We start from the raw sequence: 22,355 nt of genomic DNA on the forward strand, positions 1-22,355 counted from the left end.
ACCCGTCAGGATACACTCGTGGGTGGTCGGCCCCCTCAGCAAAAAGGTCCCCCGGACCTTTTTGTGTTCTTCGGGACGGGAGTGGGTCGGTGCCGCTAAAATTCGCCTTTGGCGAATTCTCGAACAAAGCCAAATCCGCGAACAACATGGGGAGAGTACCGGCACTGCGGTACTCTCCCCATTGTCTTTGCGGCGCCGGGACAGCATAGCCGGGGGTGAATGGATCACGAACGCTTCGTACCTCTCGTAATCGGGTTGCTTCTTGCCGCATGGATGCTGGCGGCGGCCTGGGCGGTGCTTTCCGCCAGAGGCCGCCAGAAGCGCGCGGAAGCGCAGCTTCGTTCCGCCCGGCGGCTGGCCCGCATGGTCGAGGAATCGCCGGCGATCCCGCTGCTCGTGCGTTCCGACGGCCGCATCGAGGGGCCGCCGCGCGTTGCCCAGTGGCTGGGTTTTGATGCGGTTCCCCAGTTCCTGTCCGAACTCGACGGCGGCGACCGCGGTATTCCTTCCGACAAGCTCGCCGAACTGACCGAGGCGGTGCGCCGCACCCAGAAGAGCGCCGCGCCCTTCCGCATGGTCGTCACCCCGCGCAATTCGGCACGTTCGCTGGCGCTGCGCGGGCATCTTGCCGATCCGCAGGTCTCGCCCGGCGGCGCGGCGCTGGTCTGGCTTTTCGACTTTTCCGACAGCGAGGGTGAACTTGTCCGCCTGCGCGACGAGGCGGCGCGCGCGCGGGGTGACTTCACCGCGCTGGTCTCGCTGATCGAGGCGGCGCCGATGCCGATGTGGTTCCGCCGCCCGGACGGCGAACTGCAACTGGTGAACTCGGCCTATGTCACCGCGGTCGGCGGCGAGAGCGCGCAAGGCGTGGTGGCGGCCGGCACCGAACTGGTCGAGAACGTCGACGGCGTCAGCCCGGCGCAAGTCGCGCGGATCGCCGCGCAGAAGGGCGCGCCGATCCAGCGCATCGTCTCCACCACGATCGACGGCCAGCGCCGGGCGATGCGGGTCAGCGACTTGCCGCTGGGGGATGACGGGGTTGCCGGTTACGCGGTGGACATCGAAGACCTCGAGGAAATGTCGCGCTCGTTCCGCGCCTTCCGCGATGCGCAGCGGGCCCTGCTGGACCAGTTGTCCGCCGGTGTCGCCCAGTTCGATGCCCGCAAGCGCCTGAGCTTTGCCAACCAGCCGTTCCAGCGCCTGTTCAAGCTGGAGCCGAAAGTGCTGCAGGACCCGCCGGTGTTCGAACGCCTGCTCGATGCCGCGCGTGATGCCCAGCGGGTTCCCGAAGTGCGCGACTTCCCGGCATGGCGGCGCGAGAAGGGCGCCTGGTTCGCCTCCAGCGAGAGCCATGAGGAAGCCTGGACGCTGTCCGACGGTACGCACCTGCGTATCGTCGCCCAGCCGCTGCCCGACGGCGGCCTGCTGCTGATCGCGGAAGACCGCACCGAACAGCTGCGTCTTTCGGCGGTGCGCGACACGCTGCTGCGCACGCGCACGGCGATGTTCGACAGCCTCTACGAATCGGTTGCGGTCTTTGCGCCCGATGGCCGCGTGCAGCTGTGGAACCGCCGCTTTGCCGCCGACTGGGGCATGGAGAGCGATTTCCTCGATACCCACCCGCACGTCGAGGCCTTGCTCAAGAAGATCGCGCCGCGGCTCATGCGTCCGGTCGAGGCCGAAGCGATCGGTGTGGCCGTGCGTGCCGCCGCGCTGGACCGTACGCAGAAGGGCGGGCGCATCGCGCTCGCCGACGGCAGGATGCTCGAATATGCGGGCGTGCCGCTGCCCGACGGCAACGGCCTGCTGGCCGTGCTCGACATCACCGATTCGCAGAAGGCCGAAGCGGCGCTGCGCGAAAGCAACGAGGCGCTGATCGAGGCGGATGCGATCAAGACCCGCTTCCTCGCCAAGATCAGCTACGAACTGCGCACCCCGCTCACCTCGATCGGCGGGTTTGCCGAATTGCTGGAAGCGGGCGTCGGCGGCGAGCTCAATCCCGGCGGGCAGGAATACGTGGCGGCGATCATCGCCTCGGTCGACCAGCTGGGCGAGCACATCGACAGCCTGCTCGACCTGTCGCAGAGCGAGGCCGGGCTGCTGCCGCTCAAGAAGGAAGAGATCGACCCGATGCCCTTCATCCGCTCGGTGGTGGAGGAACGGGCCGGGCGTCTGGAACGCGCCGGGCTGGTGCTCGACTTGCGGGCCGACGGGCTGCTGCGGCCGTTCCCGGGCGACCGCCGGCGTCTGGCGCGGGCGGTCGGCCATCTGGTCGACAACGCCATTGCCGCCTCGCCGCGCGGACAGCGCATTCTCGTGCAGATGGCACGGCGCAAGTCGCCCGAAGGTGAGGGCGTGGTACAGATCCTCGTGCAGGATCGCGGGCAGGGCATGGACAATCGCAGTCTCGCCCTCGCGCTCGACGGCATGAAGCAGAGCGCCGACGGCAAGTCGGTGGAGCGCAGCCAGGGGCTCGGCCTGCCGCTGGCGCGCCAGCTGGTCGAGGCGCACGGCGGTGCGCTGCGGCTCGTTTCCGAACGCGGCAAGGGGACCAGCGCGCTGGTGGAGCTTCCCGAATGAAGATTGCGCTTCCCGATCTTGCGGCGATGGACCGGCTTGGCCGCGCCATTGCCGAGGCCTTGCGGCCGGACGACGTCGTTGCGCTGGAAGGCGGCCTCGGCGCGGGCAAGACCACGCTCGCCCGCGCGATCATCGCCGGTCTCGGGCATGAGGGCGAAGTGCCTTCGCCCAGTTTCGCGATCATCGAGGTCTACGATCCGCCTGCGGTCCGCCTGCCGCTGGTCCATGCCGATTTCTACCGCCTGGCCCATCCTTCCGAGGCGGACGAGATCGGTCTCGACGACTACCGGCAGGGCGCTGCACTCATCGCCGAGTGGCCCGATCACGCCGGCGGGTTCACCCATGAGCCGGGCTGCCTCTCGATTACGCTGGAAGTTGCGGAAGAGGGCAGGATCGCCATTGTCGAAGCGGGGGCGGATTGGGTAGGGCGAATCCCGCAATGACCACGATTCCCGCCGATCTTCCCAAGGGCCTCGCGCCCTTCCTTGCCGATGCCGGATGGCAGGGCGCCACTGTCGAGCCGCTGGCCGGCGATGCGTCGTTCCGCCGCTACTTCCGCGTGCGCGGGGCGCATGGCGAATGCGCGATGCTGATGGACGCCCCGCCGCCGACCGAGGACCCGCAGCCGTTCCTGCGCGCGGCACGCTGGCTCGATGCCAACGGCATGCGCAGCCCGCGGATCCTGGCCGAGCAGGCCGAGCGCGGGCTGGTGCTGATGGAAGACTTCGGCGATGCGCGCATGCGTGACTACATCGACCAGTGGCCGGACGACGAACGCGCGATCTACAAGGGCGCGATCGACACGCTGGTGCAGCTCCACAAGCTGCCGCCCGGGCCGTTCCTCGATTATTCGATGAGCGAGTACCAGCGCGAGGTGCGCCTGTTCCTCGAATGGTATGCGCCCGCGCAGAACCTCTCGGTCGATGCCGCCGGTTTCACCGCCGCGTGGGAAAGCGTGCTGGGCGAGATGCTGCCCCGCCAGCGTCCCGGCGTCACCGTGCTGCGCGACTATCACGCCGAGAACATCATGCTGCTCGGCGCGCTCGAAAAGCAGGGGCTGCTGGACTTCCAGGACGCGCTGATCGGCCACCCGGCCTATGATCTCGTCTCGCTGCTGCAGGATGCCCGCCGCGACGTTTCGCCCGAGCTGGAGGCCGAGATGTTCGACCATTACCTGCGCGCGACCGGGGTCGATCCCGAGACGTTCCTGGCCGATTACGCCCGCCTCGGCGCGCAGCGCAACACCAAGATCGTCGGCATCTTCGTGCGCCTGTTCAAGCGTGACGGCAAGCCGCGCTACCTCGACCTGATTCCGCGCGTATGGGCGCAGCTGGAGCGGGATCTTGCCCATCCGGCGCTGGAGCCGGTGGCCCGCTGGTTCGATGCCAACGTGCCCGACGAACTGCGCGCCGCCAATGGCGGGAGCCTTGCGGCATGAACCGGGGCCCGCTCGCCAGCGATACCGCGATGGTGCTGGCCGCCGGCATCGGCAAGCGCATGCGCCCGCTCACCGCCACCCAGCCCAAGCCGCTGGTGCGGGTGGCGGGCAAGTCGCTGATCGACCATACACTCGACAAGCTGGACACGGCCGGGATCGAGAAGGCGGTGGTCAACGTCCACTACCTTGCAGACGCGCTGGAAGGACACTTCAAGGCGCGTCACCAGGGACCGCGGGTGACCGTTTCGGACGAGCGCGCGCAGCTTCTCGAAACCGGCGGCGGCATGGTCAAGGCCGCGCCCTTGCTGCCCGAGACGTTCTTCTGCCTCAACAGCGACAATATCTGGCTCGACGGTCCGGAGGACGTGTTCCACGAACTCTCGCGCGCCTGGGACGAGGAACGCATGGACGCGCTGCTGCTGGTGGTGCCGCATCCGCAGGCGATGCACCACAGGGGCGCCGGCGACTTCCATCTCGATGCCGTGGGCCGTGTCTCGCGCCGCAAGCCGGGCCACGTCGCGCCGTTCATCTACATGGGCATCCAGCTGGTATCGAAGCGTTTGCTGCGCGATGCGCCGGAAGGGCCGTTCTCCACCAACCTGCTGTGGAGCCGCGCGATCGAGGAAGGCCGTCTCTACGGCATTACCCATACCGGCCTATGGTTCGAAGTGGGTGAACCGGCGGCGATCCGTCCCACCGAGGAATGGCTGACCCGTGCCTGAGAGGGCGGGGCCGAAAGTCTATTCGATTGCAGCCCATCGCGGTTTCGCGGACGCCCTCGTGGCGGGTCTGGCGCCGCGTTACGGGCAGGGCGAGCTTGGCCTTGCCCGGCTGACCCTGCTGCTGCCCAGCCGCCGCGCCGTGCGCACGGTGACCGAGGCTTTCGTGCGCCATGCGGGCAGCGTCGAGACGCCCGGCCTGCTGCTGCCGCGCATGGTGGTGGTGGGCGATCTCGACCTTGACGAGACGCTGGGACCGCTGCTCGACCCGCTGGGCGCGGCGGACATCGCGCCGGCTGCCGATCCCACCCGCCGCTGGCTGCGGCTGGCCCATTACTTGCGCGAAGTCGACGGCGATGCGGCGGGCAAGGGCGCGGCGCTGCTGCGCCGTGCGTGGGAGCTGGGCCGGACGATGGACCGCCTGCTGGTCGAGGGGATCGCCCCGCTCGACCTGATGAGCGAGCGGGTGATCGGCGTGGTCGGCGAACTCGCCAGCCACTGGACCGACAACACCCGTACTTTCCTGAAAGTGCAGCAATACTGGCTGGCGGAACTGGCGGCGCGCGGCGAGATCGACGCGCCGGAGCGGCGCAACCAGCTGTTCGAGCATGCCGCCCGCGAATGGCGCCTGGCGCCTCCGGTCTTCCCGATCGTCGCGGCGGGCGTCACCAGCGCCTCGCCCGCGCTGGCGAAATTGCTGCGGGTGGTGAGCGAACTGCCCGAGGGCAGCGTGGTGCTGCCCGATTTCGACCTCGCGCTGCCGCAGGACGTCTGGGAGGAACTCGGCACCGCCGGCAATCCGGCCGGGCCGGAGGACCCGCCGTTCGGGCCCCATGACGCGGTGACGCACCCGCAATATCACCTCAAGCTGCTGCTGAACCGCATGGGCATCGCCCGCGAGGAAGTGACGGCGTGGCACCGCTCCGGTCCCGGCGCCTCGCCGCCGTCGCGCAGCACGGTGATCTCCAACCTGTTCCTGCCGCCGCAGGCCTCGACGGCGTGGGTGGGGCTGGAGGCGGAACGGCGCCGCCTGCCCGGCGTGCGCCTGATGGAAAGCGCGCATCCCGAGCAGGAAGCGCAGGCCATCGCCATTCTCGTGCGGCAGGCGCTGGAAGTGCCCGAGCGGCGCGTGGCGGTCATCACCCCCGATCGCGGGCTGGCCGCGCGCGTCGTCGCGCACCTCACCCGCTGGGACATCGCCGCCGACGATACCGCGGGCCTGCCGCTGTCGCAGACCGCCGCGGGCCGCCTGATGCTGCTTCTGGCCGAAGTCATGGCCGATCAGGCGGCGCCGGTACCGCTGATCGCGCTGCTGGTGCATCCCCTTGCCGGTGCCGGGGAAGGCCGTGCGGCCTGGCTGGAATCGGCGCGCAAGCTGGACCGGGGCCTGCGCGGACCGCGCCCCGGCGGCGGCCTTGCCGCGCTGGCGGAAATCGCCGAGGCGCGCAAGATCGGCGCATGGTGGGGCGAGGTCGAGGCGGTGCTGGCGCCGCTGCTGGCACTCGATCAAGGCGAACCGCTCGACACGATGCTGGGCACGCTCGCCGATGCTGCCGAACGGCTCTGCGGCGAGGCGATCTGGTCCGGCGCGGACGGACGTTCGCTCAGTGCCATGGTGGAGGAACTGCGCGCCGCTGCCGCCTCGGCCGGAACGCTGTTCGATCCGCGCGAGCTCCACGCCATGCTGCGCGATGTGATGGACCGTGCTGCCGTGCGCCCGCCCTGGGGCGGCCACCCGCGCGTCTCGATCTACGGCCTGCTGGAAGCGCGCATGAGCCGCGCCGATCTGGTCATCTGCGGCGGACTGGTGGAGGGCACCTGGCCGGCCGCTCCCGCGCAGGACGCGCTGCTGCCGCCCGCCGTGCTGCGCGCGCTGGGGGTGCCGGGCGCCGACTTCCGCATCGGCCTTGCTGCGCACGACCTTGCCGCAGCATTGGGCGCGCCCGAAGTGGTGCTCAGCTGGGCCTTGCGCGATGCCGGCGGCCCGGTGATCCCCTCGCGCTTCGTGCTGCGCGTCAAGGCGCTGATGGGCGCGGATGAGGCCAAGCGCCATGTCGAGACCGAGGCGCTGCGCCTTGCGCGCATGATCGACGACGCAACCCCGGTTCCCGCGCATCCTCGCCCGCAGCCGATGCCGAGCGCCGGGCAGCGCCGGGTGGACCTTTCGGTCACCGGGCTCGACCGTCTGCGCGGCGATCCTTACGAATTCTACGCCAATGCCATCCTCGGCCTCTCGCGCCTCGATGCGCTGGACGCGGAGCCGAGCGCGGCGTGGAAGGGCGAAGTCGCGCATCTCGTGATGGAGCGCTGGCACCGCGCGGGCGAGCCGGTCGACGGATTGCACACGATCGCGCAGCAAGTCCTGGTGGAGAAGAACGCGCACCCGCTGATGCGTGCGCTGTGGTGGCCGCGTCTTTCCGCCGCGCTCGATACGTTCCGCGATCTCGTGCTGGCGCACAAGACCCACGGCCGCCGCGTCATCGCCACGGAAGCGAAGGGCGACATGGACTATCGCGGCATCAGGGTCCACGGCCGGGCCGACCGTATCGACCGGCTGGCGGACGGCAAGCTGGCGGTGGTGGACTACAAGACCGGGTCGCCGCCGACGACGCGCCGCGTGGAAGAGGGTTTTGCGCTGCAGCTTGGCCTGGTCGCGATGATTGCCGAGGCGCGCGGCTTCAAGGATCTGGACGACAGGGTGATCGAGGGCGAGGCTGAGGCCTTTGAATACTGGTCGATGGCCAAGAACAAGGACACCATCGGTTACACCACCACCCCGCTCAAGGAAGGCAGCAAGCGCACCGGCGTGCTGCCGGACGAGTTCATGCCGCATACCGAGGACTACCTGAACGATGCGCTCGACCGCTGGATCCTCGGCACCGAGGCGTTCACCGCAAGGCTCAATCCGGAACTGGGTTCCTACGCCGATTACGACCAGCTGATGCGGCTGGATGAGTGGATCACCTCGCTGGGCGGGCGTTCGGAACCCAAGGATTCCGAGCCCAGGACGGGAGACGGCGCATGAGCGGCCCGGCAACCGTCCATCCGCTGCACGGCAACCAGATGCGCGCGGTCGATCCGCGTGACAGCGTCTGGCTTTCGGCATCGGCGGGCACCGGCAAGACGCAGGTCCTCTCCTCGCGCGTGCTGCGGCTCTTGCTGCAGGAGGGCGTTTCGCCTTCGCAGGTGCTGTGCCTCACCTTCACCAAGGCCGGCGCCACCGAAATGGCCGCGCGCATCAACGGCACGCTGGCCGAATGGGTGCGGCTGGAAGAGACGCAGCTGTTCCTGCGCCTCGATGCCATCGGCGCGCCGACCGATCCCGAAACGATGGCGCGGGCGCGCACGCTGTTTGCCGCCGTGCTCGATTGCCCCGGCGGGGGCTTGCGGATCGATACCATCCACGCCTTCTCGCAGTGGCTGCTGGCGACGTTCCCGCTGGAGGCGGGGCTGGTTCCCGGCACCCGCCCGATGGAGGACCGCGAACGCACCTTGCTGGCGCGGCAGGTGCTGGCCGACCTGCTGGTGGAGGCGGAAGAGGCCGCGCTGGGCGACACGCATTTGCTGCGCGCCATCGCGCAGCTTTCGCTGCGGCACGGCCCGGACTCGGTGATGGACTTCCTGCTGCGCTGCGCGTCGGCGCGGGAGGCGTGGTTCGGGCCGGGCTCGTGGCAGGCGGGCGACATGCGGGGTCATGTGCTGCGCCTGCTGGGGCTGCCCGCCGATGCCGGCGGGGACATGCTGGCATCCATGTGTGCGGACGACCAGTTCGACGTCCGCTCGCTGCGCCGCTGCTGCGAAGTGCTGGCCGAGTGGAACACCGCCACCGCGCACAAGGCGACCGACGTGCTGGTGCCCTGGCTCATGCATTCGCCCGCCAAGCGCGCGGAGCAGGTGGAAGACCTCTACGGGGCGCTGTTCACCAAGGACGATGCGGTCCGCAGCGCCAGGAACCTTGGAAAGTTCGAGCCCGATTACGAAGGCTATGCCTCGCGCGTGGGCGAGTGTCTGGTTCGCATCCGCGAGGTGAAGGCACTGCTGGGGCTGGCCGACCGGCTGGTGCCCGCGCTGCGCCTTGGCCGCGCTTTCGCGATCGCCTGGGACGAGGCGAAGCAGCGCGAAGGCCTGATCGACTTCGACGACCAGATCCGCCGCGCCGCCGACCTCTTGCGCGGGCAGGCTTCGGCCGACTGGATCCGCTACAAGCTGGACCGCCGCTTCGACCACATCCTGGTCGACGAGGCGCAGGATACCAATGCCGCGCAGTGGGACATCGTCTTTGCCATGGCGGAGGAGTTCTGGGCCGGGGAGGGCCAGCGGAGCGAACTCTTGCGCACGCTCTTCGTGGTGGGCGATTACAAGCAGGCGATCTTCCGCTTCCAGGGCACCAGCCCGGAAAACTTCCGCCGTGCGGCAGAGCGCGTGCGCGCCATGATGGACCAGGCGGCGGACAATGCCGACATGCTGCGCAGCGCGGCCGCGCCGCGGCGCCTCGTCGAACTCGGGCTCGACCGCAGCTTCCGCACCGCGCAGAAAGTCCTCGATTTCGTGGACGAGGCCATCGGCGGCATCGGCCACGGCAATTTCGGGCTCGACCGTCCGGCAGAACGTCACGTCGGGCAGGAGCGTCCCGGCTATGTCGCGCTGTGGCAGCCGGTGGCCGAGGAAGTGGAGGAGGAAGACCCCCTCGACACCGACGACGCCGACGGTGCGCAGCCCAACTGGCTTTCGCGCCCGGATCGCCAGATGGCGGAGCGCATCGCCCGTCAGGTGCGCGAATGGCTCGATGAAAGCGGCCCCGGTTTCGCGCTCCACAAGGGCAAGCCGCGCCGCGCCGGGGCGGGTGACATCATGGTCCTGGTGCGCCAGCGCAAGGAACTGGCCGGGCTGATCGTCGCGCGGCTCCATGCGGCGGGTGTGCCGGTGGCGGGCGTCGACCGTCTGCGTCTGGGCGCGCCGCTGGCGGTGAAGGACCTGATTGCCGCGCTGCGCTTTGCGGTGCAGCCGCTGGACGACCTGACGCTGGCCAGCCTGCTCGTCTCGCCGCTGGTGGGCTGGAGCCAGGAGCAATTGCTGCGCTTCGGGCACCGGGCGAAGGGCGTGCGCCTGTGGGATCACTTGCGCACCCAGTCCGGCCCCGAAATCGGCGTGGTCATGGAACAATTGGGCGAACTGCTCGCCAAGGCCGACTATGCGCCGCCGCAGGCCATGCTGCACTGGCTCTTGGTCGGGCCATGGCAGGCGCGGCGCAAGCTGGTGGCGCGGCTGGGCAGCGAGGCCAACGACCCGATCGACGAACTGGTCAACGCCGCGCAGGCCTATGTCATGACCGACACGCCCAGCCTTGCCGGTTTCCTCGCATGGTTCGATGCGGGCGACGGCGAGCTGAAGCGCGAGGCGGATGCCGCGCAGGGGCTTGTCCGCGTGATGACCGCGCATGGATCGAAGGGCCTGCAGGCGCCCATCGTCATCCTCGCCGACGCCACCGGCAATCCCGAGGCGGCGCGCGAGCGCGGTTTCGAACTTGCCGACCCGCGCGAGGCACGCCGCAAGGTGCCGCTGCCGCCGCTGTCGAAGGACGAGAAGGCGGGGCGCATCGCCGCGCAGATCGCCGAAAACCGCGAGGGGGACGAACAGGAACACTGGCGCCTGCTCTACGTCGCCATGACCCGCGCCGAGGAAGCGCTGTTTGTCGGCGGCGCGCTGGGCAAGCGCGACAAGGACGGCCCGGCCGAGAAAAGCTGGTTCGCCCGCCTGCGCAGCCTGTTCGAGGACGGGGCTGAGGTGGAGGATGCGATCTGGGGCACGCGCTGCGATTACGGCACGCCGCCCGCGCCCTTGCCGGCCCAAGTCCGCTCGGTGCAGCTGCCGCTGCGTGAGCCGCTGCCGCGCTGGCTGGAGCGTGTCGCCCCAGCCGAACCGCGCCCGCCGCGCCCGCTGGCGCCGTCTGCTTTGGGCGAGGAGGATGCGCCCGATCCGCCGTTCCCGCCGGGTGCGGGCCGCGATGCCCTGCGGCGCGGTACGCTGGTGCACAAGCTGCTCGAACGCCTGCCGCAAGTCGCTGCCGACATGCGCGAGGAGGCGGGCTGGCAATGGCTTGCCCGCAATGCCGCCGATCTTGCCGAAGAGGTGCGCCAGGCGATGCTGGACAGCGCGCTGGCGGTGCTCGGCAATCCCGATTGGGCCGACCTGTTCGGGCCCCGCAGCCTTGCCGAAGTGCCGGTGGCGGCGGTCGTCGGCGGGCAGGTGGTGGCGGGCACGATCGACCGTCTGGTGGTCGAGCCCACCCGCGTGCGGCTGGTCGATTACAAGACCGCGCGCCGTCCGCCCGAACGTCTGGAGCAGGTGCCGAGAGGCGTGCTGCGGCAGATGGCGGCCTATGCCGCTGCGCTGGAAGTGGCGTTCCCGGGACGCGCGGTGGAAGTCGCCTTGCTCTACACTTCCGTTCCGCGCCTGATCGAAGTACCGTCCGCGACATTGGCGGCGCACAAGCCCGACTTTGCACAGGTCCAGTAAAGCTATGTGCGCCGGGGCGTTGCCTCCCGGCGATTCCTCCCTAGATTGCGATCAACCCGAGATACCCCCGAGGAGTTCAAGTTCATGGCAACCATTGCCGTTACCGACGCCAGCTTCGAAGACGACGTCCTGAAGTCCGACAAGCCCGTTCTCGTCGATTTCTGGGCCGACTGGTGCGGCCCCTGCAAGATGATCGGCCCCGCTCTCGAAGAGATCAGCGACGAGCTGTCCGAGAAGGTCACCATCGCCAAGATGGACATCATGGCCAACACCGGCATCCCCGCCGAGATCGGCGTGAAGTCGATCCCGCTGATGGTGCTGTTCAAGGACGGCAAGCCGGTCGCCCAGAAGCTGGGTGCGGCGCCCAAGAGCGCGCTCAAGGGCTGGCTCGAAGGCGAACTCTGAGAATTCACGGGGGCCGTTGTTGCCCCGGATGAATGAGAACCCTCTCCACCTGCGCGGTGGAGGGGGTTTTTCTTTGTCCTCTGCATTTATCGTGGGAGCTGCCAGGGCGTTGCATTTCTTGGTATTTCTTCCATAATCCCAAGCTGTTCGCCCGCAGCGACTTATCCTTGCGGATGCTGACTGGCAGAGGGCTTGCCATGCATTGGTTGCGCGCGGTTCCGGTTTTCCTGATGGCGACTTCTGTGTGGTCCACGCAGGCGCAGGGCGGCGCCGATCCGCAGGATATCATTGTCGAGGGCACGCGCGAGCAGAGGACGATGCAGGGCGGGGATTGGCTCGTCACGATTTCGCGGTCCTATCGCATCGGCAAAAGTCTCGACGGGGGTGACACGGCGATGGCCGTGGGCAAGGACCGCGAGTGGCACTTCTGCCTTGCCGATACGCAAGTGGAGGACTTCGTGCGCCTGCTGGTGGGCGAGGGGCGCTCCCAGGCTGCGGGAACGACGCAGTGCCGTCCGCTGAAGATGCGTCTGGGCCAGGGACAATTGCAGGCGACGCAGACCTGCCAGGGTGGCTATGCCAGTTCGAAGGATGCGAACACGGGCAGGGTGACCCGCTTCCAGACGCGGCTGATGATGTACGTTTCGGGAAATTACGGCGGCTCGGCGCTGAAGCTCGATTTCGAGAACCGCAGGGAGCCGTTGATGAACCTGCCGGATGCCCCGGGAATAGGCCAGCAAAGGACACCGCCGGACATCATGCGCTGGTCGGTGAAGGGCGAGAGAGCAGGGGCTTGTTCGCTCGGCAAGGCTCGGTAGCCGGCCACCCGACTTCAGAATTGGGCGGCAAGCACAAGGCCGAGACGGGAGTCATGGTGCGCGGACTGCGCCAGGGCACCCCCGAGTCCGGCTGCGCGGGTGCCGAGACGGGAATCCAGCCCGACCCAGATACTGCCTCCGGCGCTGTCGTTGTCGTTGCCCTGCAGCTTCATGCGCCAGGAGGCCTTCAAACCGCGCGCGGCAGGCGGTTCGCCGTTCGAGAAATGCAGCAGATCGCTTTCGAGCGAGCGGCCGCCCCAGCCGCCTTGCCTGAAAGCGCCGATCGAGAACGACCACGTTCGCGCATGCTCCCAGGCCAGTTGTGCACCGGCAAATCCGGTCAGGGTCTTGGCCGGAAGGACCACGGCATCGTCGGTGCGGCGGCTGGTGCGACCGGCGACGGCGGTGAAGCGCAGGGTGTCGTGGTCGCCCAGCGCATGCCACGCGCTGGCGCTGAAATGTCGGGTGCGGAACCGGGCGGTGTCATGGTCGTCGATCAGCCTTGCGGGAAGCGCGAGGGACAGCGGATCGTAGGATCGGACGGCGACGGCTTCCAGTCGCCATCCGGCGTTGCCGTCGTCGCGGTCGACGACTTCCACCTTGCTCTGATCGGGCGCGGCGAGGTCCGAAAGCGACCATGCCACGGCAGGCGGAAGATACTGCCAGCCCGCTTCGCCCCAGCTCTTTTCTGAATGCGCCAGGGCCGGACTGGGCGCCAGGCACGGGGTCATCGCAAGAATGACACAGGAAATGCCCGCCACGCCCGATGTCGTCATCGTCGTTCTCCCATCCCCGTCCCGTTGAGGGAACGGTTCGAAGACGCCGGAGGGCCGGGGAATCCGCCGGTGGGGGTATGGGGCAAGCGGAGGCCCGCGCTTTCACGGGCATGCGTGCGGGGCGGCTCGCATCTGGCGATTTTCCTACATCGCGGCGATCTGGCATGATCGTGCGCGACAAATGCTCTTTGAAATCGTGGGAAAATCGCTCGCCATCAGGCCGCAAGGTGACAGTTGGCGCAAGGTGACGGTTTTTCCTCAGGACCGTGTCAACAGTGTCAACCGGCGTGTCACCTTGTGCCAAAGTATGACGCTGAAGCTGGCCTTATTCGGGCAGGGCCGCGAGCCGGGCGGCGAGGTCGTCGAACAGCGCCGGGCTGGAGGCACCGATCAGGCCCTTGCGGCCGATCTCGTCGACCCGGTAGGCGCTGCCGTCGGGGCGGGCGCACTTGCCGCCGGCCTCGTTGAGGAACAGGGCGCCCGCCGCATGGTCCCATGGCAGGGTACGCTCGAAGATCGCCACGTCGTTCTGGCCGAGCGCGAGGCGGGGATACTGTTCGGCGGCGCAGCGCGGGATGTCGACCATGCGGTAGTGCGGGGCGACTTCGCTGCGCAGCTGCTCGCGGCGGGATTCCTGCGTGAAGATCAGCGAGATCGCCGCGACCGGCGGCTGCTCTCCGGTGGCGCGGGCGGTGAGGCGTTCCCCGTCCACCCAGGCGCCGCCGCCCGCCGAGGCGTGGCAGAACCGGCCGGTCAGGCAGTCGAGAATCCAGCCGCCCAGCGTCTCGCCCTTGTCGGCCAGCGCGATGAGCATGCCGAAGGGGGCCTTGCCGGATGCGAAGTTGTTGGTGCCGTCGAGCGGGTCGACGATCCAGCAGAGCCGGTCCTTGAGCTTGAGCAGTTCGTTCTCGTCGGCGAAAGTGGCTTCCTCGCCGACGACGGCCGCCTCGGGCAGCAGGGCGGCGAGGCGCTCGGCAAGGATCGCCTCGCTCTCGCGGTCGGCCACGGTGACGACGTCGTTCGCCGCCTTGCTGACGATCTGTTCGGCGGACAGCGACTGGTAGTGGCGCAGGATCACATCGCGAGACACCTCGCGCATGATCGTTTCGACTGCAGAGTTGAGCGAAGGGGTGATCATGCAGGAGGCCTTTGACGGGAGGATCAGGTAAGCGGGATCATGACCTGCTGGGCATAACCCTTGCGCTCGCGGATGCGGGCGTACCATTCGGCCACCGCGGGGAATTCCGGCTTCTCGAACGGCAGGCTGAACCAGGTGTAGGCATAGACGCCCATGGGAATGTCGCCGATGCCGAACTGGCCGCCGGAGAGCCAGGGCTTTTCGGAAAGGTAACGTTCCAGCACCGCGAGGTGGGCGGCGCAGGCCTTCACGTCCCGCTCGATGGCGGGCATGTCCCACTGGTCCTGCGGGGTGCGGGCCATCGACAGGAACGGGAGGCGCTGGGCATCGGCATACGTGATCTGCCAGTCCATCCAGCGGTCGGCCAGCGCGCGGTCGATGGGGTCGCGCTGGAACCAGCGCTCACCGCCGTACTCGGCCGCCATGTAGCGCAGGATCGCGTTCGATTCCCACAGCGAGAGCTTGCCGTCCTCGATCATCGGCACCAGCCGGTTCGGGTTCTTGGCGAGGTACTCGTCGGTATAGCCGAACTTGCCGCCGATATCGTGACGCACGTAATTCAGGCCAAGTTCCTCGGCGAACCAGGCAACCTTCTTGACGTTGTGGGAGTTGAGGCGCCCCCAGATCGTGAACACGGGTGCGGGCACGCTCAGCTCCTGTAATCGGCGTTGATCGAGATGTAGCCGTGCGTGAGGTCGCAGGTCCACACGGTGGCCGCGCCTTCGCCAAGGCCCAGATCGACCTCGATGGTGACGTCCTGCCCCTTGAGGTGGGCGGCAACGGGGGCCTCGTCATAGTCGGCGAGCGGCAGGCCCTCGCGCGCGGCCCAGGTGCCGCCGAAGCCGATCGAGAGCTTGTCGCGGTCGGCCGGTTCGCCCGCCTTGCCCACGGCCATGACCACGCGGCCCCAGTTGGCGTCTTCGCCGGCAATGGCGGTCTTCACCAGCGGCGAGTTGGCGATGGCCATGCCGACCAGCCTCGCGCTTTCGTCCGAGACCGCGCCGGAGACGGCAACCTCGATGAACTTCTGCGCGCCTTCGCCGTCGCGCACGACGAGGTGGGCGAGCTGGCGGCAGACGTCATGGATCGCGGCGGCAAAGGCATGGGCGCCGGGCGAGGCGATCGAGGCAAGCGGCGCGTTGCCGGCCTTGCCGGTGGCGAAGGCCAGCACGGTGTCGCTGGTGGAGGTGTCCGAATCGACGGTGATGCACGAGAACGTGCGGAAGTTCGCGGCGGCGAGGCATTCCTGCAGGAAGGCAGGCTCCACGGCGGCATCGGTGAAGATGTAGCCGAGCATCGTCGCCATGTCCGGTGCGATCATGCCCGAGCCCTTGATGACGGCGGCGAGCGTGACCTTGGTGTCGCCGATCATTGCCGTGGCCGTCGCGCCCTTGGCGAAAGTATCGGTGGTGGAAATGGTGTTGGCCATGTCTTCCCACGAGCAGGGCTGGGCGGTGAGGGCCTTCTCCACGCCTTCGCGGGCCTTGTCCTTGGGCAGCGGCACCCCGATCACGCCGGTGGAGGAGACAAAGACCTGCTCACGCGGACAGCCGATATGGGCGGAGACCTGATCCATGATCTGCTCCACCGCCTCGCGGCCCCGGTAGCCGGTGAAGGCATTGGAATTGCCCGCATTGACCACCAGTGCGCGGGCATGACCCTGCTTCACGTTGACGCGGCCCAGTTCCACTTCGCTGGAGCAGCACAGGTTCCTGGTGAACACGCCCGCGACGGCAGTGCCCTCGTCCAGTTCCACGTACGTGAGGTCGCACCGGCCCCAGTCCTTGTACCCTGCGCGCACGACGTGCGGGGTGACGCCGGCGATCGGCGGCATGGCGGGGAAGGGCGAGGCGAGCGGTGAGGTGGGATAGGCCATGGCGGGTGCGTAGCGCGTGGGTGCGGCAGGTCAAGAGTCGTGGTGCATGCGGGCATACGTGTGTAAACTCGGGGCAGGGCGTTCTCTGGTGTGGACATGGCGCCGAGGCGCCCTTATCTGATCCGCCATGGCAAATCGCCTGATCCTCACCCTGCTGGCCCTGCTGACGGGCCTTGCCGCGCAGATCGGCCCTGCCGAGGCGCGTGCGTCGCAGGTGGCGAGCCTGCAGGTGGTGCTGACCGAGGCTGCCGTGGCCGCCAAGGCGCCGCGTGCGCCGGTTGCCCTTGCGCGCTTGCCCGAGCCGGGCCTGCGCAATGCCCGCCGCCATGCCCCGCCGCTTGTCGCGGTGCCGGTTTCGCTGGCGGTGCCTTCGGTCCTGACCGGGATAGACCGCGCGCGCGAGTAAGCGCGCCGACCTTTCGCATCCTCGCGAAGCTATTTTCTGCGCTCTGCCACGAGGCGGAGGCGCACATGTCCGTCATTCACGATATCCAAGTAAAACAGGGATTCCCGCCATGTTCGGCGCACTCGCCAAGTCCATTTTCGGTTCGTCCAACGACCGCTACGTCAAGTCGCTCGACAAGGTCGTTGCCCAGATCGCCGGGTTCGAGCCCGTTCTCGAAGCCATGAGCGACGAGGAACTGGCCGCGCAGACGCCCAAGTTCCGCGAAATGCTCGCGAATGGCAGCACGCTCGACAAGATCCTGCCCGAAGCCTTCGCCACCGTGCGCGAGGCTTCGAAGCGCGTGTTCGGCATGCGCCACTTCGACGTGCAGCTGATCGGCGGCATCGTCCTCCACCGCGGCGAAATCGCGGAAATGCGCACCGGTGAGGGCAAGACCCTGGTGGCGACTACCGCCACCTACCTCAACGCCATCGAGGGCAAGGGCGTCCACGTCGTCACCGTCAACGACTATCTCGCTCGCCGCGACGCCGAGCAGATGGGCAAGCTGCACAACTTCCTCGGCCTCACCATCGGCGTGATTGTCCCCAATCTCAACGAATGGGAGCGCCGTGATGCCTATGCCGCTGACATCACCTACGGCACCAACAACGAGTTCGGTTTCGACTACCTGCGCGACAACATGAAGCACGAGCGCAGCCAGATGGTGCAGCGCCCCTTCAACTTTGCGATCGTCGACGAAGTCGATTCGATCCTGATCGACGAAGCGCGTACCCCGCTGATCATCTCGGGTCCGACCGACGACAAGTCGGAACTCTACCTTCAGGTCGATGCTGTCGTGAAGCAGTTTGTCCCCGAGGACTACGAGACCGACGAGAAGACCAAGAACATCAGCCTGACCGAAGACGGCGTCGAGAAGGCCGAGCGCATGCTCGAGGCCGCAGGGCTGCTGGTCGGCTCGAACCTCTACGACGTCGAGAACACCCAGGTCGTCCACCACCTCGACCAGAGCCTCAAGGCCGTGGTCATGTTCAAGCGTGACACCGATTACATCGTCAAGGACGGCAAGGTCGTCATCATCGACGAATTCACCGGCCGCATGATGGACGGTCGCCGCTGGTCGAACGGTCTGCACCAGGCGGTCGAGGCCAAGGAAGGCGTCAAGATCGAGCCCGAGAACCAGACGCTCGCCTCGATCACCTTCCAGAACTACTTCCGCATGTACCCGAAGCTTTCGGGCATGACCGGCACGGCTGCCACCGAGGCGGCCGAGTTCTACGACATCTACAAGATGAACGTCGTCACCATCCCGACCAATGTGCCGATCCAGCGCATCGACGAGGAAGACGAGTTCTACAAGAACACGCTCGACAAGTTCGGCGCCATCGCCAAGCTGATCCGCGAGAAGCACGAGATCGGCCAGCCGGTGCTTGTCGGCACGGTGTCGATCGAGAAGTCGGAACTGCTCTCGGACTTCCTCAACAAGGAAGGCGTCAAGCACTCGGTCCTCAATGCCCGTTTCCACGAGATGGAAGCCCACATCGTTGCCCAGGCGGGCAGTCTTGGCGCGGTGACGATTGCCACCAACATGGCGGGCCGCGGCACCGACATCCAGCTGGGTGGCAACGTCGAGTTCCGCGTCGAGGACGAGCTGCGCGACATGCCCGAGGGGCCGGAGCGTGACGAGGCGATTGCCCGCATCAAGGCGGAAGTGGCCGAGCAGAAGCGCCTGGTGCTCGCCGCCGGCGGTCTCTGCGTGATCGGTACCGAGCGCCACGAAAGCCGCCGCATCGACAACCAGCTGCGCGGCCGTTCGGGCCGTCAGGGCGACCCGGGCCTGTCGAAGTTCTACCTCTGCCTCGAGGACGACCTGCTGCGCATCTTCGGTCCGGACACGCTGTTCGCCAAGATGATGAACAGCAACCTGGCCGATGGCGAGGCGATTGGCTCCAAGTGGCTGTCGAAGGCGATCGAGACCGCGCAGAAGAAGGTCGAGGCGCGCAACTACGAAGTGCGCAAGCAGGTCGTCGAGTACGACGACGTGATGAACGACCAGCGCAAGGTGATCTACGAGCAGCGCTCGGACATCATGGACGCCGAGACGGTGGACGATGTCGTGATCGACATGCGCACCGATACGGTGAACTCCATTGTTGCCGATGCCTGCCCGCAGGGTTCCTACCCCGAGCACTGGAACGTCGAGGGTCTCAAGGCCAAGGCGGCCGAGATCCTTGCGCTCGACGTACCTGTCGAGGCGTGGATCGAAGAGGACGGCGTCGATCCCGAACTCGTCGAGGAGCGCATTGCCGCCATGGCCGACGCGCACATGGCCGAGAAGATGGCGAACGACGATCCGGCGATCTGGCGCCAGGTCGAGAAGTCGATCCTGCTCGACCGCATCGACCACTACTGGAAGGAGCATCTCGCTACCCTCGACGCGCTGCGTCAGGTGGTGTTCCTGCGCGCCTATGCCCAGAAGACGCCGATCAACGAATACAAGACCGAAGCCTTCGGTCTGTTCGAGCGCATGCTGGACACGATCCGCGAGGACGTGACGCGCATCCTGGCGGTCAGCCAGTTGCAGATCCCGGAGCCGGTGCAGCTTCCCGAACTGCCGGACTTCCTGACCGGCCATATCGATCCGCTGACCGGCATCGACAATTCGAACGACGGCGATGGCTCGGCGATGGTGCCCGAACTGTTCGGGTCGCTGGCCGGCAGCCCGCAGGCGGGTGTCGGCCTTGGTGGCGCGGGCGAGAACCCCTATGCCGACCTGCCGCTCAGCCGCAATGCACTGTGCCCTTGCGGCTCGGGCCAGAAGTACAAGCACTGCCACGGCGCACTGGCCTGAGTAGGACGAGGTGGCCGGGAGCGTTTCTCTCGGCCTTCTTCGAGCATCGAGAGGGCTGCGGCGGAAGCTGCGGCCCTTTTTCTTTGGCCGATGCTTGTGCCGGGCACCCTTGTGAACGGCGGGCACGCAAAAACGCGTGCTGACCTGGCAGGTCGGCATGGGACGAAGGGCTGGCGATGTCTGGTTGGAAAGGTGGCTCCCCGAGTAGGATTCGAACCTACGGCCATTCGATTAACAGTCGAATGCTCTACCGCTGAGCTATCGGGGAACAGCCTGGTCGGTGTTTCCACCGGCGGGCGGAAGAGTTGCTTTCGGCATCTTTCGATACCGCTTCGAACCCTTCAAAAGAAGTGGCTCCCCGAGTAGGATTCGAACCTACGGCCATTCGATTAACAGTCGAATGCTCTACCGCTGAGCTATCGGGGACCGGCCTGTCAGTGTTTCCACCGCTGGGCAGGGGTGCGCCTATAACAGTGCCGTAGGGATTGGCAACCCTGACTTTGACCAAAATGCGGCGAAAATTTTTCCACAGGTGATGGTTCGGTGCCGGGAGGCGCGGAATTGCTGTGATTTCAGACCTGGAACTGCTCGGCGAAGATACGTTCTTCCAGCGTGAATCCGGGGTCGAACAGCAGTGTCAGTTCCTTTTCGTAGGTCGCGCGGATTCGCACCGACTTCACGTCGCGCACTTCCTTCTGGTCGGCCACGGCGGCGACGGGGCGCTTTTCGGACTCGTTGACGTGGAATTCGACCTCGGCGCTTTCGGGCAGGATCGCGCCTTTCCAGCGGCGCGGGCGGAAGGGGCTGAGCGGCGTCAGCGCCAGCATCGGGGCACCGAGCGGCAGGATCGGGCCATCGGCGGAGAGATTGTAGGCGGTGGAGCCGACCGGCGTTGCCACCAGCACCCCGTCGCCCACCAGTTCCTCCATCCGCACGCGCCCGTTGATGCGCACTTCCAGCTTGGCGGTCTGGCGGGTTTCGCGCAGCAGCGAGACTTCGTTGATGGCGTAATACTTGTACTCACGTCCGTCGTTGCTGACCGCGTACATGCGCAGCGGGGTCACGGGCACGCGGTGCGCTTCCATCACCCTATGGATGATCGGGATATGGTCGTGCGGCCCGTTCATCAGGAAACCCACCGTTCCCAGGTTCATGCCGTAGACCGGCTTGATGCGGTCGCGGTCGAGCATCTCGTGGAGGACGTGCAGCAGGAAGCCGTCGCCGCCCAGCACCACGAAGACATCGGCTTCTTCCGGGCTTACCCAGCCATGGGCATCGCGCAAGGCGTCTGCGCCTTCCTGTGCCTTGGCGCTGTCCGAAACGATGAGGGCCAGCCGGGGTTCGTCGCTCATTCTTCATTTCCTTGAGGCGGTCATGCTGCGCCTCGGTGCCGCGGTCGGCGAGGCGTGACCGTGACGCCTTCGTCACTTCGTCGGACCTTTCGAATTTTGAACGCTTTTGCAAGGGGCTTGCGTTATGGGGGTGGGGTTAGGAAAGGCGCATGGTTTTGAGCAGGGAAGGGGTGCCGGCAGAACTGGCACGCGGTCTTGAGGATAGATTGACCGGAATTCCGGGGCTTGATGCCGTGCGCGAACGGATCGCCGCCTGGCGCCAGGCGAGCGAGAATGGGCCGGGTGCACATATCCATGCGATGCTGCTCGGCCTGCGCCGGCTCGATGCCATCAACATGGCCTATGGCGCGGCTGCGGGTGACGGGGCGCTGGAAGAAGTGGCGAGCCGCATCGCGCATTTCGCGAACGAGGAACTCGACGGTCACTGGCTGCTGGCGCGTGCCGGGGGCGGTTCCTTCGTGCTGGTCGCCAATGAGGCATGCAGCCGGGAGCGCTGGCAACTGGTTGCCGATCAGCTGGCCGAGGCGGTGTCGCGCCCCATCGCGGTGCCCTCGGGAGTCTTGCGCCTGTCGCCGCGCATCGCCTTGATTCGCGCGCTGGCCGACGAAGGCGTGGATTCGATGCTGGACCGGCTCGGCCACGCGCTGGAATCCGCGCGCGACCAGCAAGGCACGCGGCTTGCCTGGGCCGAGGGCGAAGCAACCCCGCCCGGCCATTCGGCTGCGCAGCTTGAGGCCGATCTGCTGGGCGCGATCGACCGCGACGAGATCGAGATCCTGTTCCAGCCGCAGTTCAGCCTCGAGGACGACCGGCTGACCGGGGCGGAAGCCCTGGCACGCTGGAAGCATCCGCGCCTGGGGCGGATCGGTGCGGGCGGCCTTTTTGCCATTGCCGAGCGGGCCGACCACGTGGCGCCGCTCTCCCGTCACATCGCCGCCAAGGCGCTGGAAGCGGCGGGCAACTGGCCCAAGGCCTTGCGCTTGTCGATCAATGTCACGCCGGCGGACCTCGCCTTCGGCAATTACGTGCGCCAGATGCTGGACCTTGTCCGCGCGAGCGGGTTTCCGCCGCGCAGGCTGACGCTGGAAGTGACCGAACAGGCCCTGATCGGCGATATCTCGCAGGCTGCGCAGATCCTGGCGGAATTCTCGGCGCAGGGCATCCGCATCGCATTGGATGACTTCGGGGCGGGCTTCTGCAACTTCCGCTATCTCAAGGTCCTGCCGATCCACTACCTCAAGCTCGATCGCTCGATGATCGACGGCATCACCACCGACAAGCGCGACGTGGCGGTGCTGCGTGCCATCGTTGCGATGGCCAAGGCGCTGGACCTTCAGGTCATCGCCGAGGGCATCGAGGAAGAGGCCCAGCGCCAGGTCGCCGCGCGCGAGGGCTGTGCCTATTATCAGGGGTTCCTGCGCGCGCAGCCGATGAGCACCGCGATGTTTGACAGGCTGGCCCGCACGGCGGGATAGCGGCGCCT

Annotated in this window: 16 protein-coding genes and 2 tRNA genes; 11 read left to right on the forward strand and 7 right to left on the reverse strand. The window is 67.3% G+C overall.

Going from position 1 to position 22,355, the window contains the following annotated elements:
• Positions 1–219 precede the first annotated feature (219 nt).
• The 8 genes from DM450_RS05210 to DM450_RS05245 all read left to right on the forward strand — a co-directional run bounded on the left by DM450_RS05210 (position 220) and on the right by DM450_RS05245 (position 12,476).
• Positions 220–2,580: a PAS domain-containing sensor histidine kinase gene (locus DM450_RS05210; RefSeq protein ID WP_142633026.1), complete on the forward strand. Its 2,361-nt coding sequence runs from the start codon at positions 220–222 to the stop codon at positions 2,578–2,580.
• The gene (gene tsaE, locus DM450_RS05215; protein WP_142633028.1) at positions 2,577–3,023 is read left to right on the forward strand and encodes a tRNA (adenosine(37)-N6)-threonylcarbamoyltransferase complex ATPase subunit type 1 TsaE; all 447 of its coding nucleotides are present in this window, start codon (positions 2,577–2,579) and stop codon (positions 3,021–3,023) included. The genes DM450_RS05210 and tsaE overlap by 4 nt, the downstream gene beginning before the upstream one ends.
• Entirely contained in the window at positions 3,020–4,018 is a 999-nt protein-coding gene (locus DM450_RS05220) for an aminoglycoside phosphotransferase family protein (RefSeq protein ID WP_185928715.1), read from the forward strand. Before tsaE ends, DM450_RS05220 begins: the two co-directional genes overlap by 4 nt.
• Positions 4,015–4,740 (forward strand): nucleotidyltransferase family protein, encoded by a 726-nt coding sequence (locus DM450_RS05225; protein ID WP_142633030.1) that lies wholly within the window; start codon positions 4,015–4,017, stop codon positions 4,738–4,740. The genes DM450_RS05220 and DM450_RS05225 overlap by 4 nt, the downstream gene beginning before the upstream one ends.
• Positions 4,733–7,762, forward strand: coding sequence for a double-strand break repair protein AddB (gene addB / locus DM450_RS05230; protein ID WP_142633032.1), 3,030 nt, complete (start codon positions 4,733–4,735; stop codon positions 7,760–7,762). Before DM450_RS05225 ends, addB begins: the two co-directional genes overlap by 8 nt.
• Positions 7,759–11,253 carry a double-strand break repair helicase AddA gene (gene addA, locus DM450_RS05235; RefSeq protein ID WP_142633034.1) on the forward strand — a complete coding sequence of 1,165 codons (3,495 nt, stop codon included), beginning with the start codon at positions 7,759–7,761 and terminating at the stop codon, positions 11,251–11,253. The genes addB and addA overlap by 4 nt, the downstream gene beginning before the upstream one ends.
• Positions 11,254–11,337: 84 nt before the next feature.
• Positions 11,338–11,658, forward strand: a complete 321-nt coding sequence (gene trxA / locus DM450_RS05240) for a thioredoxin (RefSeq protein WP_142633036.1) — start codon at positions 11,338–11,340, stop codon at positions 11,656–11,658.
• Between the two features lie 230 nt (positions 11,659–11,888).
• On the forward strand, positions 11,889–12,476 hold the full coding sequence (locus DM450_RS05245; protein WP_142633038.1) for a hypothetical protein: 588 nt from the start codon (positions 11,889–11,891) through the stop codon (positions 12,474–12,476).
• Between the two features lie 14 nt (positions 12,477–12,490).
• On the opposite strand, the gene DM450_RS05250 is transcribed toward DM450_RS05245, so the two are convergent.
• The 4 genes from DM450_RS05250 to argJ form a co-directional block, all read right to left on the reverse strand.
• Positions 12,491–13,252 (reverse strand): hypothetical protein, encoded by a 762-nt coding sequence (locus tag DM450_RS05250; protein WP_142633039.1) that lies wholly within the window; start codon positions 13,250–13,252, stop codon positions 12,491–12,493.
• A gap of 325 nt (positions 13,253–13,577) precedes the next feature.
• A complete protein-coding gene (locus DM450_RS05255; RefSeq protein WP_142633041.1) occupies positions 13,578–14,390 on the reverse strand; it encodes an inositol monophosphatase family protein in 813 nt (270 codons plus the stop codon).
• A 23-nt stretch (positions 14,391–14,413) separates the two neighbouring features.
• Entirely contained in the window at positions 14,414–15,037 is a 624-nt protein-coding gene (locus DM450_RS05260) for a glutathione S-transferase family protein (RefSeq protein ID WP_142633043.1), read from the reverse strand.
• Between the two features lie 2 nt (positions 15,038–15,039).
• Complete coding sequence (argJ, locus tag DM450_RS05265) at positions 15,040–16,266, reverse strand: bifunctional glutamate N-acetyltransferase/amino-acid acetyltransferase ArgJ (protein ID WP_142633045.1); 1,227 nt, start codon at positions 16,264–16,266, stop codon at positions 15,040–15,042.
• Between the two features lie 127 nt (positions 16,267–16,393).
• Between argJ and DM450_RS05270 the strand changes: the two genes are divergently transcribed.
• Together DM450_RS05270 and secA are read left to right on the forward strand one after the other, a co-directional pair.
• Positions 16,394–16,672 (forward strand): hypothetical protein, encoded by a 279-nt coding sequence (locus tag DM450_RS05270; protein ID WP_142633047.1) that lies wholly within the window; start codon positions 16,394–16,396, stop codon positions 16,670–16,672.
• A 109-nt stretch (positions 16,673–16,781) separates the two neighbouring features.
• Positions 16,782–19,520 carry a preprotein translocase subunit SecA gene (gene secA, locus DM450_RS05275; RefSeq protein ID WP_142633049.1) on the forward strand — a complete coding sequence of 913 codons (2,739 nt, stop codon included), beginning with the start codon at positions 16,782–16,784 and terminating at the stop codon, positions 19,518–19,520.
• 193 nt (positions 19,521–19,713) lie between these two features.
• Here secA and DM450_RS05280 read toward each other — a convergent pair.
• The 3 genes from DM450_RS05280 to DM450_RS05290 form a co-directional block, all read right to left on the reverse strand.
• Positions 19,714–19,788, reverse strand: a tRNA-Asn gene (locus DM450_RS05280).
• Positions 19,789–19,871: 83 nt separating this feature from the next.
• Positions 19,872–19,946: transfer RNA gene (locus DM450_RS05285), tRNA-Asn, on the reverse strand.
• A 146-nt stretch (positions 19,947–20,092) separates the two neighbouring features.
• Positions 20,093–20,872, reverse strand: coding sequence for an NAD kinase (locus tag DM450_RS05290; protein WP_142633051.1), 780 nt, complete (start codon positions 20,870–20,872; stop codon positions 20,093–20,095).
• 149 nt (positions 20,873–21,021) lie between these two features.
• Between DM450_RS05290 and DM450_RS05295 the strand changes: the two genes are divergently transcribed.
• Entirely contained in the window at positions 21,022–22,347 is a 1,326-nt protein-coding gene (locus DM450_RS05295) for an EAL domain-containing protein (RefSeq protein ID WP_142633053.1), read from the forward strand.
• Positions 22,348–22,355 lie beyond the last annotated feature (8 nt).

The organism is Sphingomonas sp. IC081 (genome assembly GCF_006874585.1).
In the GTDB taxonomy this organism is placed as follows: Bacteria; Pseudomonadota; Alphaproteobacteria; order Sphingomonadales; family Sphingomonadaceae; genus Novosphingobium.

Bases quoted from the DNA above. Each gene is read 5' to 3' on its own strand.
- DM450_RS05245 (WP_142633038.1), top strand. From the start codon at position 11,889: ATGGCGACTTCTGTGTGGTCCACGCAGGCGCAGGGCGGCGCCGATCCG.
- trxA (WP_142633036.1), top strand. From the start codon at position 11,338: ATGGCAACCATTGCCGTTACCGACGCCAGCTTCGAAGACGACGTCCTG.
- DM450_RS05220 (WP_185928715.1), top strand. From the start codon at position 3,020: ATGACCACGATTCCCGCCGATCTTCCCAAGGGCCTCGCGCCCTTCCTT.
- tsaE (WP_142633028.1), top strand. From the start codon at position 2,577: ATGAAGATTGCGCTTCCCGATCTTGCGGCGATGGACCGGCTTGGCCGC.
- addA (WP_142633034.1), top strand. From the start codon at position 7,759: ATGAGCGGCCCGGCAACCGTCCATCCGCTGCACGGCAACCAGATGCGC.
- argJ (WP_142633045.1), bottom strand. From the start codon at position 16,266: ATGGCCTATCCCACCTCACCGCTCGCCTCGCCCTTCCCCGCCATGCCG.
- DM450_RS05270 (WP_142633047.1), top strand. From the start codon at position 16,394: ATGGCAAATCGCCTGATCCTCACCCTGCTGGCCCTGCTGACGGGCCTT.
- DM450_RS05250 (WP_142633039.1), bottom strand. From the start codon at position 13,252: ATGACGACATCGGGCGTGGCGGGCATTTCCTGTGTCATTCTTGCGATG.
- DM450_RS05225 (WP_142633030.1), top strand. From the start codon at position 4,015: ATGAACCGGGGCCCGCTCGCCAGCGATACCGCGATGGTGCTGGCCGCC.
- DM450_RS05295 (WP_142633053.1), top strand. From the start codon at position 21,022: ATGGTTTTGAGCAGGGAAGGGGTGCCGGCAGAACTGGCACGCGGTCTT.
- secA (WP_142633049.1), top strand. From the start codon at position 16,782: ATGTTCGGCGCACTCGCCAAGTCCATTTTCGGTTCGTCCAACGACCGC.
- DM450_RS05210 (WP_142633026.1), top strand. From the start codon at position 220: ATGGATCACGAACGCTTCGTACCTCTCGTAATCGGGTTGCTTCTTGCC.
- DM450_RS05290 (WP_142633051.1), bottom strand. From the start codon at position 20,872: ATGAGCGACGAACCCCGGCTGGCCCTCATCGTTTCGGACAGCGCCAAG.
- DM450_RS05255 (WP_142633041.1), bottom strand. From the start codon at position 14,390: ATGATCACCCCTTCGCTCAACTCTGCAGTCGAAACGATCATGCGCGAG.